Genomic DNA, 18,800 nt, shown 5'->3' with positions numbered 1-18,800 from the left:
AGCTTTTCTATGTATTAAATATATTTGTAATATTACCTTACTTTATTTTGCCTTATTATTTGGTTATTTTATTTTTTAATATACAATGTACACAAAAAGATATTTTATAATAGTATAAAACTACTATAGACAAATATTTTAGCAATATTGTATAATTTTTAAAAATAACGACAATCTTGAGCAACTTGAACAGGCTATATTTCTATAGCTAAAATACTAGATTGTTATAGTTAAGGAGGACTTTTTTGTGAAGAAAAAAATTTTAAGTGTACTTTTGGCAAGTGCATTATGTACCGGCCTGCTTGCAGGTTGTGGTGGTGGTAAAGAAGCTTCCAGTGGCGATTCTTCAGCTGCAAACAATGCAGCAACTGCTACAGATGACAATACCCTTACAGTTTGGTGCTGGGACCCTGCATTTAATATCAATGCAATGAATGAGGCAGCTAAGATTTATCAGAAAGATCACCCGGATTTCAAACTTAATGTAGTTGAGACTCCATGGCCTGATATACAGACAAAGCTTAGTACAGCAGGTGCTGCCGGTGATTTATCCACATTACCTGATATTTTCCTTATGCAGGACAATGCATTCTGGAAAAACCAGATCTCATTCCCTGATGTTTTTGCAGATTTGACCGCTACAAAGGCAATTGACTTTACAAAGTTTGCACCCGGTAAGTTGGCTTACTCAACAGTAAATGGTGTAAATTATGGTGTACCTTTTGATAACGGTACAGTTATTGCAGCTTACAGAACAGATATTCTTGAACAGGCAGGATATACTATTGATGACCTTACAGATATCGACTGGGACAAGTATATGGAAATCGGTAAGGATGTGCTTGCTAAGACCGGAAAGCCTTTACTTTCATCTATGGCTAATGAATCAGATATCATAATGATTATGCTTCAGTCTACAGGTGCTTCACTATTTGATGATAAGGGTGACCCTAATATCGTAGGAAACGAAACATTGAAGAAGGCTCTTGAGACCTACAAAGAACTTGCAGAATCAGGTGTTATGACTCTTGTAAATGACTGGGATCAATATATCACTACTATGAATGCTGAGACCGTAGCCGGAACTATCAATGGTTGCTGGATCATGGGTTCTATAAGAGCTGCCGAGGACCAGTCAGGAAAATGGGCAATCACAAATCTTCCAAAGCTTGCAGGTGTTGGAGAGCAGACAAACTATTCAAACAATGGTGGTTCAAGCTGGGCTGTAAATGCAGACTCAAAGAAGAAAGATTTGGCAGTTGATTTCCTTGCAAAGACATTTGCAGGAAGTACAGAGCTTTATGATAATGTTCTACCAAGTGGTGCATTAGCTACATGGTTACCTGCCGGTGATTCCAGTGCTTATGCTGAGAAGGTTGAGTTCTTCGGTGGACAGGAAGTTTATAGTATGCTCACAGATTTTGCTTCAAAAACTCCAAAGAACAATACAGGTGTTTACTACTATGAGGCAAGAGATGCTGTAGCTGCTGCTGCTGCAAATATTCTCGCAGGTGCTGATGTAGACAGCGAACTTAAGACAGTTCAAGATACCGTTAACTTTGCAATGAGTAAATAATATTTTAAGATTTTGTCAGGGGGTAGGTTTGGCCATAGTCAAGTCTACCCCCTTTTCTAAAAGGAGAACTTTATGGGAACTAAGAAAAAACTTTCACTCTCACAAAAGCAGAATATATCCGGTTGGATATTTTTGACTCCTGCAACCGTACTGATAGCTGTTATGAGCTTCTATCCAATGATCAGAGCCATAATTTTATCTATGCAAAGCGGTGTGGGTGCAAAAATATCTTTTGCCGGGTTGACAAATTATAAGAGAATGTTTTCAGATGCTATATTTATGCAGTCTTTAAAAAATACATTTATCTATCTAATTATCCAAGTCCCTATAATGCTTATATTTGCTTTGCTTTTGGCATCTTTATTAAATGACAAGCATTTAAGGTTCAAAGGACTTTTTAGAACCTGTATTTTCCTGCCATGTGCTACATCTCTGGTATCATACGCTATTATCTTCAGATCGCTCTTTGCAGTAGACGGTTATGTAAACACTGTATTGATACATTTGGGCGTTTTACAAACAGGTTATAATTTTTTATCCAATCCTTTTACAGCAAGAATTGTAATTATAATTGCTCTGCTTTGGAGATGGACGGGCTACAACATGGTATTCTATCTTGCAGGACTTCAAAATATAGAGTATTCAATATATGAGGCGGCAAAGATTGACGGTGCAACATATTTCCAGATACTTAGGAAAATAACTATTCCGCTTTTAAAGCCTATGATTTTGCTTACAGCTATTATGTCAACAAATGGTACATTGCAGTTATTTGATGAGTCTGTCAACTTAACAGGAGGTGGACCGGCAAATGCGACTATCACAATGTCTCATTATATTTATAACTCTTCATTCAAATATGTTCTGAATTTCGGTTATTCAGCTGCCATGTCATTCCTTATTTTAATTTTGGTTGCAGTGCTTGCAGCAATACAGATGAAAGTAGGTGATAAGCGTGACTAAGATGAGAAATATTGCAAAATATGTATTTTTAACTATTGTATCACTGATATCAATTTTCCCACTATATTGGATGGCAGTCAGTGCTACTCATTCCAGTATAGACGTGATAAGAGGTGCTCTCCTTCCGGGAAATTATCTCTTTAAAAATTTATCTAATTTACTCTCTGCCGGAGATGTAAGTGGTGCTATGGCAAATTCGTTTAAATATGCAATAATGATGACCATATTTTCACTTTTCATTTGCTCACTTGCAGGATATGGCTTTGAGATCTATCATGACAAGGCAAAGGATGTTATTATGGCTGTACTTTTACTGGCAATGATGGTTCCTTTTGTAGCTATTATGATTCCACTGTTTCAAATGTTTTCAAAATGGAGACTTTTAAATACTACTATGGGATTTTTACTTCCTACATTGTCCACACCATTTTTGATAATGCTTTTTAGACAGAGTGCCAGATCATTCCCACACGATATCCTTGAAGCTGCAAGACTTGATGGATTAAATGAATTTAATATATTCCTTAGAATCTTTATTCCGACTATGAAGTCCACTTATGCTTCAGCCGCTATTATTACCTTTATGGGTGCATGGAACTCTTATCTTTGGCCAAAGGTAATAATGACAGAAAAAACATCCATTACAATGCCTATGTTGGTAGCAAACTTAAAGGAAGGCTATGTAACAGACTATGGTGTATTAATGCTTGCAGTACTTCTTTGCAGTATACCTACAGTTATTATATTCTTCGTGCTCCAAAAGCAATTTGCAGAAGGTATTACAGGTGCTGTAAAGTAATATATGGTATGCTTTAAAAAGGTGTGAAAGCTTGTACTAAGATTTCATACCTTTTATTTGTAAAATATAATTTAAAGAGAGGTAAGAATGAATCAACATATACTTAAAAATATCTTAGAACCTACTATTTTTGAAGAGAACAGGCTATCCGCACATTCAGATCATAAAATCTATGCTGATAAGAATGAATTATTAAAAGATGAGTCTTCTCTTTATTACAGCTTAAATGGTGTTTGGAAATTTGATTATTCCATTAATCCGAATGCTACCCCTGACGGCTTTGAACTTGCAGATTATGACTGTAAGAACTGGGAAGATATAAGAGTTCCGGCACATATACAAATGGAAGGGTATGACAGACCTCATTATGCCAATGTGGCATATCCATGGGATGGTAGACAGGAACTTAAATCCGGTCAGTCTCCTATTGACTTTAATCCTGTAGCAAGCTATGTAAAATATTTTACGCTTCCGGCAGGTTTTTCTAAGGGAAATATTATTTTACGAATGGAAGGTGTCGAGAGTGCAGCAGCTATTTGGCTAAACGGTAAATATATAGGCTACTGTGAGGACAGCTTTACTCCTTCAGAATTTGACCTTACAGAATATATCAAAAATGGAGAAAACAAACTTGCAATACAGGTTGTAAAATGGTGTTCAGGCAGCTGGCTTGAAGATCAGGATTTTTTTAGATTTTCAGGTATTTTTAGAGATATCTATCTCTACACCAAACCAAAATACCATTTAGAAGATATAGGAATAAAACAGATATTTGAAGATAAGAGTTTTGATAAAGTAAGATTGGATATCGCTTTAAAACTTAACAATAGTGCTAATGTCAAGCTGAAATTATATGATGCCTTTGATATGACATTGAAGGCAAATGAGTTTAAGTATTTTTGTGAAGAAGGCGTTGTGGCTGAATTCGATAAAAATTTAGCTTGTGGAAAAAATCATGTTTTATTTGAACTAAATAATCCCAAGCTCTGGAGTGCAGAATTTCCTCATCTTTATACTCTATATATTGAACTATATGATGGTGAAAATTTGGTAGAGGTCAGTTCTGTAAAAATAGGTATAAGATATTTTGAAAAAAATAGTGATAATGTAATGACTATAAATGGTAAAAGAATTGTCTTTGCAGGTGTTGACAGACATGATTTCAGTTCAAAATTTGGTCGTTCTATTACCTATGATGAAGTCAAAAAAGATATAGTTACCATGAAGGAAAACAATATCAATGCTATAAGAACAAGTCATTATCCAAACTGCTCTGCACTCTATGAACTTTGTGATATCTATGGTATATATTTGATGGATGAATGCAATCTTGAAACACATGGCAGCTGGGACGGATTACTTAGCGGTGTTTCTGACTATGATATGGTAGTTCCCGGTGATAAGAAAGAATGGATGCCACTTTTGCTTGACAGAGCAAATTCAATGTATATGAGAGATCGAAATCACTCTTCCATACTTATCTGGTCCTGTGGAAATGAAAGCTATGGCGGCAGCGATATATTTGAGATGAGTGAATTTTTCAGGAAGAAAGATCCCGGTAGACTTGTTCATTATGAGGGAGTTTTCAACGATCGCCGCTACAATGATACTTCCGATATTGAAAGCAGAATGTATGCCAAGGTAGCTGATGTAAAGGAATATTTGAAAACTCATAGAGATAAACCTTTTATCGAATGTGAGTACACTCATGCAATGGGCAATTCCTGTGGAGGTATGCAGCTTTATACCGAACTCGCTTGGGAAGATGAACTTTTCCAAGGGGGGTTTATCTGGGACTATATCGATCAAAGTATTACCGGTAAAGATCCTTTTGGCAATGATACTCAGTACTATGGCGGTGACTTTGATGATTCTCCTACTGACTATAATTTTAGTGGAAATGGTATAGTATATGGTGGTGACAGAGATATCTCTCCTAAAATACAGGCTGTAAGATACAATTACAGACCTATTGATTTAAAGATTGATTTAGATAATGATAAGCTCTATATACACAATAGAAATCTTTTCAGAGATTTGAGTGATTATAGATTTATTATCTATATAAAAAGATTTGGACAAAAATTGTATGAGAGCTGTTTTAATTTGATGGGTGAGGGCTTATCTAAAATCGAATATTCTTTAAGCATAAAAGAAAGAGTTGAAAAGCTTTTTGATATATATAAAGATGAGCTGGTTGTTGGGGTCAGTGCAGTTTTTGATATTGATACTATCTACGATCTTTCCGAGGTCTCATTTACCGAGGTTGTTATACGAAAAGGTATAAAGGTATTTGATGCACTTTCATCAGAGCTTAATGACGACATAATTTGTGACACTCCACTGTGTGAAGACAAGCCTTATAAACTCACTATGGGTGTTGTAAACTTTGGCATAAAGGGTGAGTGCTTTGAAGTATTGTTCTCTCAAAATTTTGGTGGACTTGTTTCTTATAGATATGCCGGAAAGGAACTGTTAAAGTCTATACCAAGACCTAACTTCTGGAGGCCACCTACAGACAATGACTTTGGCAACAATATGCCTTTTAGATACTCTAAATGGAAGGTTGCTTCTCTATATGCTACAACTAAAATGCCAACTAAAGACAGCACTTATTGGCCTGCTTTTAGACCTGTTATAAAGGAATATGACTCTTATGTTTCCGTTACATATAAATACAATCTGCCTGCCTGTACAGATGAGCTTACTGTTGAATATGAAGTTTATGGAGATGGCAGTATCAAGATAAATATGGAATATAAGAGCGAAACCGGTAAATATGATATACCTGAGTTTGGAACAATGTTTAAGCTCAAGCCGGAATATGAAAATATCACCTGGTATGGTGCAGGCCCTATGGAAACTTATTCAGACAGACTTCCGGGTGCTAAGATTGACCTATATACCGGCAGGGTGGTTGACCAACTTGCCAAATACCTTTCACCACAGGAGAGTGGTAACAAATCTCTTGTAAGATTTGCCAAGCTCACTGACAAGAAAGGTCGTGGTCTTATCGTCGCCGGAAATTGTATAAATGTTTCTGCTCTTGCTTACTCTCCAAGTGAGCTTGAAGAGGCAAAGCATGACTTTGAATTGCCACCGATTACAAAAACTGTACTTCGCATAAATCTTGCACAAATGGGTATTGCAGGTGATGACACTTGGGGTGCTCCAACCCTTGATGATTATCTGCTAAGTGGAGAGGGCAATTTAAAATTTAGTTATATTATAAAGGGAATCTAATATCTTGAAAAACTTATTGAATTTTTTATCGTAAAATATAATACAAAAACTCCAAGCCTCAATAACCGCTTGGAGTTTTTTCATATATTACTTATTATCTTGCAACATACGCACCTGAACTATTTACATAATATCCGTCCGGTGTAGTAGTATCTACAAGCATTTTCCCACTATTAAGGTCAAGATAGTACCAGTTTCCATTGATATTTTGCCAGCCTACGAGCATATATCCGTCTGCATTGAAATAATACCAATTTCCATCTATCTCCTTCCAAGTATAAGTCACATAGCTACCATCAGAAAGAACATACCACCACCCTGTGTTATTTCTCTGCCATGTCCCTTGAAGCTGTGTGTTTTGTCCATTGTTTGGTACAGTCTGTGTGTTATTTTGTACAGCCTGAAGATTCACATTTAATCCCTCATTGTAGTTCTTGGCTGCCTCAGCTTGACTTACAGTAATACTGTTTGATGATACCCAGGGACCAAACTTTGCTCCATCACCACTGATAGCACGTACTTTCAATGTGTATGTACCTGTTTTAGTCAAAAGATTTTTGACATTTGCACTTGTAGTAATAAAGTTTTGCACTCCACCTATTGCTGAAGTTGAATTATCCCTCATAAGCTTCACTTGATATCCGGATGAGCCTTTAGATTCACTCCATGTAGCCTGACCTGAATTATTTAAGTATACTGTTTCTATAGGTGAAACCTGATTTACAAGAGCCGGTAATTCAATATCTACATACAAATCACTTGAGCTATTCTCTCTTCTCGCCTCTATAAACTTTCCACCTGTTATCTTAAAATCCTCTGATCTATAAACACTAAAATAATATTTATCATTTGATGATAAATGTACAGTTATCTTTGGTATATCTGTAATATCCCATGCAGTGCCCATCTCCATAAAGTCCACTTCATCAATGCTGTAACCACTTCCTGAAACATTTACTGTGACGTCATTGATATCTCTGTCCTTACCAACTGTTATACCATCTGACTTTATATTTATTTTTACTGACTTTATACTTGATGCTGCAAATGCAGTCACAGACGCCGCCAAACTTATAATTCCACTTATTGCAAGTATTGCAAACTTTTTTCCTAAATTTTTCATATCTATCCTTTCACTCAAATAAAATATTTTTATATGATTTTCTTTTCTCTCTATTAAATAACAAAATGCTCTTACAGTCAATTACTATTATATGATATTTTCTTTAAAACGCTTTCCCAAGGTTTAGAGTATACTTTATTAGCTTTCAATCAAAAAGAGCGATAGCTACTCGCTATCGCTCAAAATATTATCTTGCAACATCTGCCACTCTTGATTCTCTGATTACATTTACCTTGATTTGACCGGGGTATTGCATCTCTTCTTCTATTCTCTTTGAGATATTTCTAGCCAAAATAATCATATCATCATCGCTTACCTTTTCAGGTAATACCATAATTCTTACTTCACGACCTGCTTGTATCGCAAATGACTTTTCAACTCCATCAAATGATGTTGTAATTTCCTCAAGCTGGCTCAGTCTATTAGTATATGTCTCCAGAGTCTCTCTTCTTGCTCCCGGTCTTGCCGCAGATATAGTATCTGCTGCCTGCACCAGACATGCAGTAAGTGACTCCGGATCAACATCTCCATGATGTGATTCTACAGAATTGATTACAACCGGATGTTCCTTGTATTTCTTACAAAGTTCCACACCAATCTGTACATGCGAACCTTCCACTTCATGGTCGATGGCTTTTCCAATATCATGTAGTAAACCGGCTCTCTTTGCCAATCTAATATCAACTCCAACTTCTGCTGCCAAAAGGCCTGACAATTGTGCCACTTCAATAGAATGTTTCAAAGCATTCTGACCATAACTGGTCCTAAACTTCATTCTTCCGAGTAATTTTATGAGCTCAGGATGTATGCCATGCACTCCTACTTCAAGTGCTGCATTCTCACCTTCTTCTCTCATAATACTGTCAACTTCTTTCTTTGCCCTATCCACCATCTCTTCAATTCTTGCGGGATGAATACGACCGTCAACAATCAACTTCTCAAGTGCTACTCTAGCCACTTCTCTTCTTACAGGATCAAAACAGGATAAAACTACTGCCTCAGGGGTATCGTCAATTATAAGTTCTACTCCTGTAAGCTGTTCCAGTGTGCGTATATTTCTACCCTCACGACCTATGATCCTACCCTTCATATCATCATTTGGCAATGCCACTACTGAAACTGTCGTTTCAGCTACATGGTCTGCTGCACATCTTTGAATGGCAGTAACCACATATTCCTTAGCCTTCTTTTCGGCTTCATCCTTTGCGGCATTTTCAAGCTCCTTAATAAGCTTTGCCTTGTCATGTTTTACTTCATCTTCAACTGATTGTAACAAGAATTCCTTAGCCTGTTCACTTGTGAGTCCTGATATTTTCTCAAGCTCGGCGATTCCCTTATCATACAGGGATTCGACTTCCTTGCTCCTTGCCAATATCTTTTCCTCTCTTACAAGAACACTCTCTTCTTTCTTTTCAAGTAAATCCTGCTTTTTATCCAAGTTCTCTTCTTTGCTAAGTACTCTTTTTTCATAGCGGGCTAACTCTGCCCTTCTTTCTTTCACCTCTCTATCAAGCTCATTCTTAGTCTTTATAGACTCTTCTTTTGCTTCCAAGAGGGCTTCACGTTTCTTTGTCTCGGCTGTTTTTAAGGCTTCCTCTATTATCTCTCTGGATTTAATCTCTGCTGATCCGATTTTATCTTCATATGATTTCTTACGATGAGCAATTGCTAAACTCCAACTTAGAGGCGCCACAACAACTATTGAGAGTATTACCGCTATTATTATACTTCCCAGTTGTGACATAAAAGCACCTCCTTATTCAATTTTCATTGTTCAAAACAACATTCTAATTCTAACAAAAAATGAACAAAAAGTAAAGTGAGGGCAAGATTATATACGAAGTTGTATAAGCCATATATGATAAAGTCCTAGTATACCACAAATAAAAATGTCCCACTTATGGTAGAATACTATTTTGTATATTCTAACACTAGGAGGAACTGACTTATCAGAAAGGTTATTTTATCAATGGATGAACAAAGAAAGTATGAAGTTATCAAAGGTCTGGTAGATCACCCCGATACAGCTAACAAGGATAGAGCTGCTCTTATCCTAGGATGCACCAAGAGGCATATAAACCGTATGATACAAGGTTATGTTAAAGATGGTAAGGCATTCTTTATTCATGGTAACAGAGGTAAGAAGCCGGCTACCACTATCTGCCCTGATGTCAGAAGTCAAGTTCTTGATCTATATAGAACTAAATACTACGAGGCTAACTTTGAACACTATACAGAGCTTCTAAAAAAGCATGAAGGCATAAGTATCTCCTCTTCCTCTGTAATGAGTATTTTGGAGTCAGAGTACATTCTATCTCCAAAGGCTACAAAAGCTAAGCGTAGACGCATTAAGCAAACTCTCAGAGCTAAGAAGGAAGCTACAACATCAAAAAAGGAATTATCACAGATACAAGCTAACTTAGTAGCAGTTGAAGATGCTCACAGTCGTCGTCCAAGATGTGCTTATTTTGGCGAATTGCTTCAGATGGATGCTACCCCTTATGAATGGGTACCGGGACAGATATGGCATCTACATTTGGCTATTGATGATGCCTCAGGTGTTGTCACAGGTGCCTGGTTTGATACTCAGGAGACTCTTAATGGATACTACCATGTATTTGAGCAGATTCTTACTGATTATGGTATTCCCTATAAGTTTCTTACTGATAAACGAACTGTATTTACTTACAAGAAAAAAGGTGCCTTATCTGACGACAAAGACACCTATACACAGTTTGCATACGCCTGTAAGCAACTTGGCACACAGCTTGAATCAAGCAGCGTACCACAGGCTAAAGGACGTATAGAACGATTGAATCAGACTTTACAGTCACGCCTGCCTATTGAGCTAAGGCTCGCAGGCGTAACCGATATCCATAAAGCCAATGAATTCATTTACCACTACATAAAAGAATTCAATGAGAAGTTCGCACTTCCACTTTATGGTATCAAATCTGTCTTTGAAACGCAACCATCTAAAGAAAAAATAAATCTTACTTTGGCGGTTTTAACTGAGAGAACTGTTGATGCCGGACATGCGATTCAATTCGAGAAGAAATTTTATAAGATGATAGATCACAAAGGAGTGCAGACCCATTATCGAAAAGGTACCAAGGTTATGCTTATCAAGGCATTTGATAGGTCTATGTTTGCGTGCGTAAATGACAAAGATATTTATGCACTGGAAGAAATACCGGCTCATGAGCATAAATCTAAGGATTTGGATGCTGACTACAAACAGCCAAAGCCTAGAAAGCCTTATATACCGCCTATGAACCATCCTTGGAGATTGGATGCCTTTAATAAATTCGCACACTCACAGCCACACAGAATTGAAGAAGACATAAAAAGTGCATAATAAAAGCCCCTTTGTGGGGGCTTATAAATTAATTATTTTGGGACATAATCATTTATGCTTGACAGTGAGGGCAAGATTATATACGAAGTTGATAGAAATTTAAAATTGACTCATATACTTTTTACTATCCGGTTGAAGCCGGACTTATTCTATCGTTTACCAAAGATACTATACTCAAAATACAATAATATATCATATATTTTCACTAAAAAGGACTGCCGCAAGCGACAGCCCTATATTTTATGCATTCTTATATGTTTTCATTACAACTTTTCTGAGTATATCTACAGGTATCATTGTGAATGCAAGTATGAATATTACTATCCATCCCTGTATGCTAAATGGTACACAACTAAACATCCTTCCAATAAACTGGAATGGTGCAAGTGGTATAACACCTGCATTAACTATAAGTGCCTGTACTATTATGATGGCAAAGAATACTCTTAAGAATCCCTTGTTCTCATTCAATCCCTTAAATATACCAAAACCTTCATCTCTTACATTGAAGCCGTTAAAGAGTGCACTTGCTATAAAGAGTACAAAATATCCTGTGAGAAGTTCTTCCTCATTGCCCTCAAACATATTTGCAAAGAACGGTACTTTAAGATATATAAAACTCAATACTGTAAGCCATAGTCCCATACTTAAAATCTGAATAGCCATATTTTTACTGATGATACTCTCATCTCTTCTTCTTGGCTTCTCCATCATGTAGCTTTCTTTAGCCGGCTCATTTCCAAGCATTATCGCACCAAGTCCGTCCATTACCAAGTTTACAAACAGAAGGTGAGTTACCTTAAGTGGCTCTTCCACTCCGAAGAATGGTGCTATAGCACTTACTATAACCGCAGTAACATTGATAACCAACTGAAATTTACAGAACTTAAGGATATTGTGGTAAATAGTTCTACCATAGAGTATAGCATCCTTTATAGATTTGAAGTTGTCATCAAGAATTACTATCTCTCCTGCTTCCTTGGCAGCCTCTGTACCGTTACCCATAGCAAATCCAACATCCGCTCTCTTTAGAGCAGGTGAATCGTTTACACCGTCTCCTGTCATACCTACAACAAGATTCATCTCCTGGCAAAGTCTTACCATTCTTGACTTATCTGTAGGAAGAGCTCTTGCAATAACTCTGATATGAGGTATAAGTTTCTTTACTTCATCATCACTCATTTCATTGAGCTCTGCTGATGAAAGTGCTCTGTCTGAAGTAGATTGTATAAGACCTGCATCCTTTGCTATAGCAATAGCTGTTTCAAGTCTGTCACCTGTAATCATTACTACCTGAATACCTGCTCCCATAACCTCCGCTATGGCATCCTTAGCCTCAGGTCTTACATCATCTCTGATACCTACCAAGCCTATGATAACTATATCATCATTGATAGCATTTTCTACAAGAGCCTTCTCTGAATATCCAAATGCCAAAACTCTCATAGCTCTTGCTGCAAGCTCGTCAATCTTTCTGTCAAGAACAGCCTTGTCAATTGTCTTTACTTCACCATTCTCATCTAAAAACTTCTTTGCCTTTGCAAGCAGTCTCTCAGGCGCACCTTTATAGAATGTCTTATCAAGAAAATCTATTCTTGCCTGGCTGAATTTATTTGTTGAGTTAAAGCCCTGGTGTGCTCCTACTACCAGACTCTTTTCATTTTGTAATACATCAAAAGTAGCATGTCCGATAAATTTCATCAATGCCTGATCTGTTGCATTACCACCTATTACCATGCCTCTATCGTCAAATAATGACTGTGTATTCTTACCAATGGCGATATCTATCAGGCCTTTTACCTTACTGTGATCACTAAGATCCGGTATATCAATAGAATTTCCATTTGCAAGGAAGAAATCCACTACTTCCAGACTTCCCTTTGTAATAGTTCCTGTCTTATCACTGAAAAGTATATTCAGTGAACCGGCAGTCTCAATACCTTCCGCCTTCCTTACAAGTACGTTGTGATCAAGCATCTTACTTGTATTTTGCATAAGTACCAAAGATATCATCAAAGGCAATCCTTCCGGAACAGCACATACCACAATAACTATGGCAAGAGTAACAGCCTTTATAAGATCCTGCACTATTGTCTGTGCTCCAAGTGCAAAATAGCTGCCAAATCCTCCGGCTCTTATTATAAAATAAGCAATATATAGTATAGCTATCACTGTAGCACCTACATATCCAAATATGGATATTTGATGTGCAAGTTTTCCAAGCTTTACCTTCAATGGAGAATCCGGTTCATCCTCGGTCATTTCAAGAGCCATCTTACCCATCATTGACTTAAGTCCGACTCTCTTAACTTCTAAAACACCCTCGCCGTCAAATACTACAGCACCTCTAAATAGTGAATGAGCATCTACGAATGTATCACCTGTGATATCCTCTTTTAGCTCAAATCCTTCAGTTGCAGCAGTTTTCTTACACTCCTCAGCCTCTCCGTTTAGAGCTGAGTTGTCAACTCTTAAATCTCCGTCTATAAGTATACCGTCTGCCGGTATCTTATCTCCTGATTGTAAGAGTACAAAATCACCTACTACTACATCATCTACATCTATGACAGTTACAAGACCGTTTCTGTAGACCTTACATGTGTCCTTCTTTGTGTTGTCCTTTAACTCACGATACTTTGTATCACTTGCCACACCTGTCTTTGCAGATACAAATGCAACTATTATTACTGCAATAATAATTCCAAGCGACTCATAAATCTCTGCATGTCCGAAGAAATACATCACTATCATAATTGCCGAAATGGCAAGGAGTAACCTTATTATCGGGTCATTAAATGTTTCTTTAAACGCCTCCCAAAATGTAGTAGGTTCAGAATCAGGAATAACATTAGAGCCATACTCCTGCCTTGACTTTTCAACTTCCTTTTCAGTCAAACCGGTAAATTTCATATAATTTCCTCTCTCAAAACTTTGGGAGACAGCAAACGCCATCTCCCGTAATATTAATTACAAGCGCTATTTTATATCAAATAGGCAATAATTAAAAGTATAAAATTTTCTATATTATAAAAATTTATTAGATATATCTATTTGCTAATTCTCCAATCCCCGGATCTGTAGTTCCCTGTCCTACAGCTGAGAACTTCCACTCACCATTATGTCTGTATACCTCACCAAAAATCATTGCAGTCATTCCCGAATAATTTTCTGTAAGATTGTACTTAAGAATCTCTTTATTGTTTGAAGCGTCTACAAGTCTTATAAACGCATTTTTTATCATTCCAAACTCTTGATGTCTTTGCACTGCCTGATAAATGTTTACGACAAAAACAATTTTATCATAAACTTCCGGTATACTTGCAAGGTCTATAGTGATCTGCTCATCATCTCCCTCTCCTGCTCCTGTCAAGTTATCACCCATATGAATTACTGTACCTGATGAATGGCGAAGATTTCCATAATAAACAACGTCTCCCTTATTAACCAATCTTCCGCCCTGCAATAGAAAAGCTGAAGCGTCACAATCTATATTTCCATCCTGGCTTTGACTGCTGCCAAAGAGTGATGACAAAAATCCACCACCTCCACCTGCTTTTGGTGCCTCATCCCATCCAAGACCAACTATTATTTTCTTTAAGCCCGCATTATCCTTTGACAGACTTACCTTTTGTCCTTTTTGTAAACTAATAGACATAAATCCTCCTAATGTCTTTGGTACTTAGCTTAAGCTACATCTATACCATAATGATTGCAAAGTGCAGCAAGTCCACCACCAAAGCCACTTCCTATAGCGTTGAACTTCCACTCACCTGCATGCTTATAAAGTTCTCCTACGACTACCGCTGTTTCGATAGAGAAATCCTCACCAAGATCATATCTTATAATCTCAGCTCCCGTTACTTCATCCAAGATCCTAATATATGCATTAGAAACCTGTCCAAAGTTTTGTCTTCTTGAATCCGCATCATATATAGTTACAGTAAAGGCAATCTTGTCTATGTTTGCAGGTACCTTTGATAGGTCAATCTTTATCTGCTCATCATCTCCTTCACCCTCTCCGGTCAAGTTATCACCCATATGTGTAACACTCTCTGATGGATGTGATAAATTACCATAGAAAATAAAATCCTTTTCTGTAGGGCATTTTCCACCTGCATCTACCATAAACGCTGCTGCATCCAGGTCAAAGTCTGCACCTGAATCAAATGCATTTACATCCCATCCAAGTCCAACAATAACTTTCTTGAGTCCCGGATTTGTCTTTGTAAGATCTACTTTTTGTCCTTTAGATAAATTGATTGGCATAAAATCCTCCTTTATTATACACCGAATTTCTTATAAAATTCATTTTTAATATTTTCAAGTTTAGCTTTATCTTCAACTCTCTGCCTTCTGGCATCTTCTTGAATCCTCTTAGTCTCTTCTATACCATCTACAATAGTCTTCCATGACTTCTCCAAAGTCTCAACCTTTATAGAGCTGCCTGAAGCAAGTTGTGCTGTAAGCTTTGCTTGCTCGACAGTATTGTTGGCATTCTTTAGAATCATCTCATTCGTCTTCTTATCGAGTTCTGATAATGCCTCCGCCTGTAATCTCTGGCGTTTGAGCATAATAGCCTGTGCCAGACTTTGCTTAAATATAGGCAATGTAATTATGAAAGCTGAATTTATCTTTCTAATCAAATTTATATTACTGAATTCCATAGTTTTTAGCATTGGAATAGTCTGCATAGCAACATTTTCAGCCACTCTTAAATCCTGTGTCCTTTGCTCAAGCATCATCAAAGCATTATTTAAAGTTGTAAGCTCAAATTGCATAGACTTATCACCTGTACGCTCCATCTCAGCTGTTCTCTCTGCAATAGCTGCCTCAAGTTCTTTACATCCCTGTTCACCTGCTAAAATATACTTTAACAAATCATGGTAGTAGTTTACATTTGAATCAAACATGGTATTAAGCTTTTTATTAGTCTCTTTGATCTCACCCTCATAACCTTTAAGCTCTACATATACCTTGTCTATTTCACCACCCATTGTCTGGTACTTACTCATTATCTTGTCCAGCTGCTTTTTTATACCTCCAAAGAGTTTATCAAAAAGACCCGGTTCCTGTTTAATCTCTTCAATATCAAACTTACTCATAATATTTGTAAGAACACCTAACATCTTTGATGTCTCTTCGATTTGAGAGATGTTCATGCTATTTAGTACCAAATCAGAAGATTTTGATATCTCTGTAGCCACCTCTCCACCAAAAGTTACAATACTGTCAAGATTGTCAAGCTCTATCTTACTTACAAGAGCATCTACCTCTGCTGAATTTACCAATTCATTTTTTAGCTTCTCAGACTCTACTGCTATGTCAAATGTCTGAGTAGCCGGTACTGCTTCATTCTCTACAACACCATCTGTAACTACTTCGGATTCACTAGTTTTTGCTTTTGAAAAATCAAGTCCCATCTTTCCTCCTATGCCCTGTGCTCACAAAATTGCTGCCACAAAGGTTCATTATTCATTTTCATCGACCAAAAATCCTTGCAAAAAATGATTTTTTCTTTTCTTTTGCAGGCTTTAGTCTATTGAAATCTGGTATAACCACATCATAAAGATAATTACCAATTATATGCTCTTCCATTATCTGATTATTGAAATATTTGCTGATATTATCATAGCCTGTTGGTATAAAAAATAATATATCAAATCCTATCAAATTCAAAAAGGCAACAATTACACTATCTTCCAACGAAATAATACTTTCTGTTGTATTTACTATTATAAGCTTTGGAGGGCATTTTGTAAAATCAAAGCTTTGTATAAATCTTAAAATTTCCTTAGGTAAATCTAATACTATTGTAATAATCTTATATTCTACTCCATTTTGCCCTGTTCCAACTATGATTTTTCTTTTTAAAAGTTCTGATAATTTATCTAAAATATAGTCCTGTGTTTCCGCTCTTAAAAAATCATATTTATAAATCTGTGATTGCTTTATTGCATCCTTATCCAATCTTCCATTTTTATAAAACGACGGTACACCTGATGCAACACTGCTATTTCCTTTATAAATGTTTTCATTCTTATATATCAAAGTAGTATCAGTTATCAAATCCTTTATATTTTGAAAATACATATTTGTATCGGAGTTTGCAATGCCTGAGATTTTGGCAAATATTATCGGAATATTTACCACTTCATCTACAGTTGAAAAGTTCGGTCTAAATCTGGCTTCCTGTTTCCAATAGAGAGCTATTTCCTCATAAGTAGTCGAAAGCTTTATTATATTTGCCTTTGCAAATTGCATATCTCTGTACATTCCACTATCTGAATACATTATGGTATCCAGATCCCTCTCCGCATTATATGCCATTGTACCCATTGTGAGGCTACCTCCATCTGTAGGGAATTCCTTTACATTCAGAGTTTCCTCAAAACGCACTTCATAGAGTTTCTCACCTGATAGCTTATCTTTCTTTTTCTCAGGATTGAATATAAGCACATCTATAGGCAACTTTGCCACCATATTTAAAAACAGACTTTCAGTGTCGCTCTCCACATTTCCAAAATATATGAGTATAGGTGCAGGAGAATGTATATCTGTATTTCCTAGTAGCTCAAATATATATCTTTTAAACCAGCACAGTATATATATACCCTTGTTCATAATTTTATTGAGGTCCATATTCATCAACTTGCTGACTTCAATCATAGTATCAACAAAGGCATCCCTTGCAACATCTACAAATGTATTTGTCTTTAATGTGATATTTTTCTTCAAATCCATTATCAGCTGATTTTCATTTGCATAATTGCCTCTTTTTATTCCTGATATTTCATCTACACTTGGATTTGAAATTCCATTATTTATGACTTTTACTCTTCTATCAGCTTTTTTTAGGTCCTGATACAATAAGTATAAATTATTAATATAAGTATTTCTGTTATCACAGCCATTTATCCTAACAAACATATTGTAGAAAAATCCTGTATTCTCACCTCTTCTTATGTTCTTCAAATCCTCAAAAATATCACCGCTTATCCAGGCATTAGTATTGGCAATTATATTTGTATTATTGCTGTATAAAAGCTTTTTATTCTTATCATCCTCATACAGCTTTAATAACCAATCCAGGTTAAATCCGGGCGGAAAGCTTTCCGTTCCCATCTTCAAATCAATGGAAAACTCCGATTTCGGATCTATCGCCATGTACTTTGCATCACCGCCCGGTTGGACCAAAATAATATCTGCTCCTGCATTTGATAGAATTTTTAAAGTTGAAAGTTCTGAGAAGTTCACATTACCCCAGAATATAATCTTCGGTATATCTTCACTGCCAAGCTTTTCCATAATATTATAAAAATTATAGTACAGCCAGCACATTATCCTAATAAAATTATTCTTCAATATGTCAATGTTCTTGCCCTGTCTTCTCAAAACTTCCAAAGTATCATATATACCGTCAGCTATAGAGGCCCTCTGATAATCCCTTATTCTAGGCAGCCATTTCTTTAAAGCCTCCGCCATAAATCCCGGCCCATGAACATATTTATCCCCTATTATTTCATTGAAATATGCTATATTGTTGGCTGTAGGATTTTCTATATTAGTATCAATGATTGCACCTTCTTTTTTTGCCAACTCATAATACTTTCTGATAAATTTGAGTATTGTTTCATCATAGGAATTTATTCTATAAAAATATACTCCTCTTGGTCTTCTTTCACTCAACTTTTTAAAAAAGTCTTCAAGCCCTTTTATTTTTTGATGCAATAACATGCAT

Annotated in this window: 12 protein-coding genes; 5 read left to right on the top strand and 7 right to left on the bottom strand. The window is 36.4% G+C overall.

Translation table 11 applies throughout. The features are described from left to right. Window positions 1–247: 247 nt before the first annotated feature. The 4 genes from D4A81_RS00955 to D4A81_RS00940 all read left to right on the top strand — a co-directional run bounded on the left by D4A81_RS00955 (window position 248) and on the right by D4A81_RS00940 (window position 6,581). On the top strand, window positions 248–1,576 hold the full coding sequence (locus tag D4A81_RS00955) for an ABC transporter substrate-binding protein (protein ID WP_111525068.1): 1,329 nt from the start codon (window positions 248–250) through the stop codon (window positions 1,574–1,576). Between the two features lie 72 nt (window positions 1,577–1,648). Continuing rightward, the gene (locus D4A81_RS00950; RefSeq protein WP_111525069.1) at window positions 1,649–2,539 is read left to right on the top strand and encodes a carbohydrate ABC transporter permease; all 891 of its coding nucleotides are present in this window, start codon (window positions 1,649–1,651) and stop codon (window positions 2,537–2,539) included. Further along, on the top strand, window positions 2,532–3,338 hold the full coding sequence (locus tag D4A81_RS00945; protein WP_111525070.1) for a carbohydrate ABC transporter permease: 807 nt from the start codon (window positions 2,532–2,534) through the stop codon (window positions 3,336–3,338). Before D4A81_RS00950 ends, D4A81_RS00945 begins: the two co-directional genes overlap by 8 nt. Window positions 3,339–3,425: 87 nt before the next feature. After that, window positions 3,426–6,581 carry a glycoside hydrolase family 2 TIM barrel-domain containing protein gene (locus tag D4A81_RS00940; protein WP_111525071.1) on the top strand — a complete coding sequence of 1,052 codons (3,156 nt, stop codon included), beginning with the start codon at window positions 3,426–3,428 and terminating at the stop codon, window positions 6,579–6,581. Window positions 6,582–6,675: 94 nt separating this feature from the next. Here D4A81_RS00940 and D4A81_RS00935 read toward each other — a convergent pair whose 3' ends face one another. Together D4A81_RS00935 and rny are read right to left on the bottom strand one after the other, a co-directional pair. Beyond that, on the bottom strand, window positions 6,676–7,704 hold the full coding sequence (locus D4A81_RS00935; protein ID WP_111525076.1) for a cell wall-binding protein: 1,029 nt from the start codon (window positions 7,702–7,704) through the stop codon (window positions 6,676–6,678). Between the two features lie 187 nt (window positions 7,705–7,891). Then, window positions 7,892–9,448 carry a ribonuclease Y gene (gene rny / locus D4A81_RS00930; protein ID WP_111525072.1) on the bottom strand — a complete coding sequence of 519 codons (1,557 nt, stop codon included), beginning with the start codon at window positions 9,446–9,448 and terminating at the stop codon, window positions 7,892–7,894. 225 nt (window positions 9,449–9,673) lie between these two features. On the opposite strand from rny, the gene D4A81_RS00925 reads away from it, so the two are divergent. After that, complete coding sequence (locus D4A81_RS00925; RefSeq protein WP_119808221.1) at window positions 9,674–11,062, top strand: ISNCY family transposase; 1,389 nt, start codon at window positions 9,674–9,676, stop codon at window positions 11,060–11,062. A 240-nt stretch (window positions 11,063–11,302) separates the two neighbouring features. On the opposite strand, the gene D4A81_RS00920 is transcribed toward D4A81_RS00925, so the two are convergent. The 5 genes from D4A81_RS00920 to D4A81_RS00900 all read right to left on the bottom strand — a co-directional run bounded on the left by D4A81_RS00920 (window position 11,303) and on the right by D4A81_RS00900 (window position 18,796). After that, on the bottom strand, window positions 11,303–13,972 hold the full coding sequence (locus D4A81_RS00920) for a calcium-translocating P-type ATPase, PMCA-type (RefSeq protein ID WP_111524479.1): 2,670 nt from the start codon (window positions 13,970–13,972) through the stop codon (window positions 11,303–11,305). Between the two features lie 127 nt (window positions 13,973–14,099). Next, window positions 14,100–14,717 (bottom strand): TerD family protein, encoded by a 618-nt coding sequence (locus D4A81_RS00915; protein ID WP_111524478.1) that lies wholly within the window; start codon window positions 14,715–14,717, stop codon window positions 14,100–14,102. Between the two features lie 29 nt (window positions 14,718–14,746). Continuing rightward, on the bottom strand, window positions 14,747–15,328 hold the full coding sequence (locus tag D4A81_RS00910; RefSeq protein ID WP_111524477.1) for a TerD family protein: 582 nt from the start codon (window positions 15,326–15,328) through the stop codon (window positions 14,747–14,749). A gap of 14 nt (window positions 15,329–15,342) precedes the next feature. After that, window positions 15,343–16,482, bottom strand: coding sequence for a toxic anion resistance protein (locus tag D4A81_RS00905; RefSeq protein ID WP_111524476.1), 1,140 nt, complete (start codon window positions 16,480–16,482; stop codon window positions 15,343–15,345). A 58-nt stretch (window positions 16,483–16,540) separates the two neighbouring features. Beyond that, window positions 16,541–18,796 carry a YceG family protein gene (locus D4A81_RS00900; protein ID WP_111524475.1) on the bottom strand — a complete coding sequence of 752 codons (2,256 nt, stop codon included), beginning with the start codon at window positions 18,794–18,796 and terminating at the stop codon, window positions 16,541–16,543. Window positions 18,797–18,800 lie beyond the last annotated feature (4 nt).

The sequence above is a fragment of the Lachnoanaerobaculum umeaense genome (assembly GCF_003589745.1).
GTDB classification, from domain to species: Bacteria; Bacillota; Clostridia; order Lachnospirales; family Lachnospiraceae; genus Lachnoanaerobaculum; species Lachnoanaerobaculum umeaense.
The sequence above is the reverse complement of the archived record's forward strand: the minus strand, read 5'-3'. Positions and strand labels throughout refer to the sequence as shown.

Bases quoted from the DNA above. Each gene is read 5' to 3' on its own strand.
- D4A81_RS00950 (WP_111525069.1), top strand. From the start codon at position 1,649: ATGGGAACTAAGAAAAAACTTTCACTCTCACAAAAGCAGAATATATCC.
- D4A81_RS00940 (WP_111525071.1), top strand. From the start codon at position 3,426: ATGAATCAACATATACTTAAAAATATCTTAGAACCTACTATTTTTGAA.
- D4A81_RS00935 (WP_111525076.1), bottom strand. From the start codon at position 7,704: ATGAAAAATTTAGGAAAAAAGTTTGCAATACTTGCAATAAGTGGAATT.
- rny (WP_111525072.1), bottom strand. From the start codon at position 9,448: ATGTCACAACTGGGAAGTATAATAATAGCGGTAATACTCTCAATAGTT.
- D4A81_RS00925 (WP_119808221.1), top strand. From the start codon at position 9,674: ATGGATGAACAAAGAAAGTATGAAGTTATCAAAGGTCTGGTAGATCAC.
- D4A81_RS00920 (WP_111524479.1), bottom strand. From the start codon at position 13,972: ATGAAATTTACCGGTTTGACTGAAAAGGAAGTTGAAAAGTCAAGGCAG.
- D4A81_RS00915 (WP_111524478.1), bottom strand. From the start codon at position 14,717: ATGTCTATTAGTTTACAAAAAGGACAAAAGGTAAGTCTGTCAAAGGAT.
- D4A81_RS00910 (WP_111524477.1), bottom strand. From the start codon at position 15,328: ATGCCAATCAATTTATCTAAAGGACAAAAAGTAGATCTTACAAAGACA.
- D4A81_RS00905 (WP_111524476.1), bottom strand. From the start codon at position 16,482: ATGGGACTTGATTTTTCAAAAGCAAAAACTAGTGAATCCGAAGTAGTT.
- D4A81_RS00900 (WP_111524475.1), bottom strand. From the start codon at position 18,796: ATGTTATTGCATCAAAAAATAAAAGGGCTTGAAGACTTTTTTAAAAAG.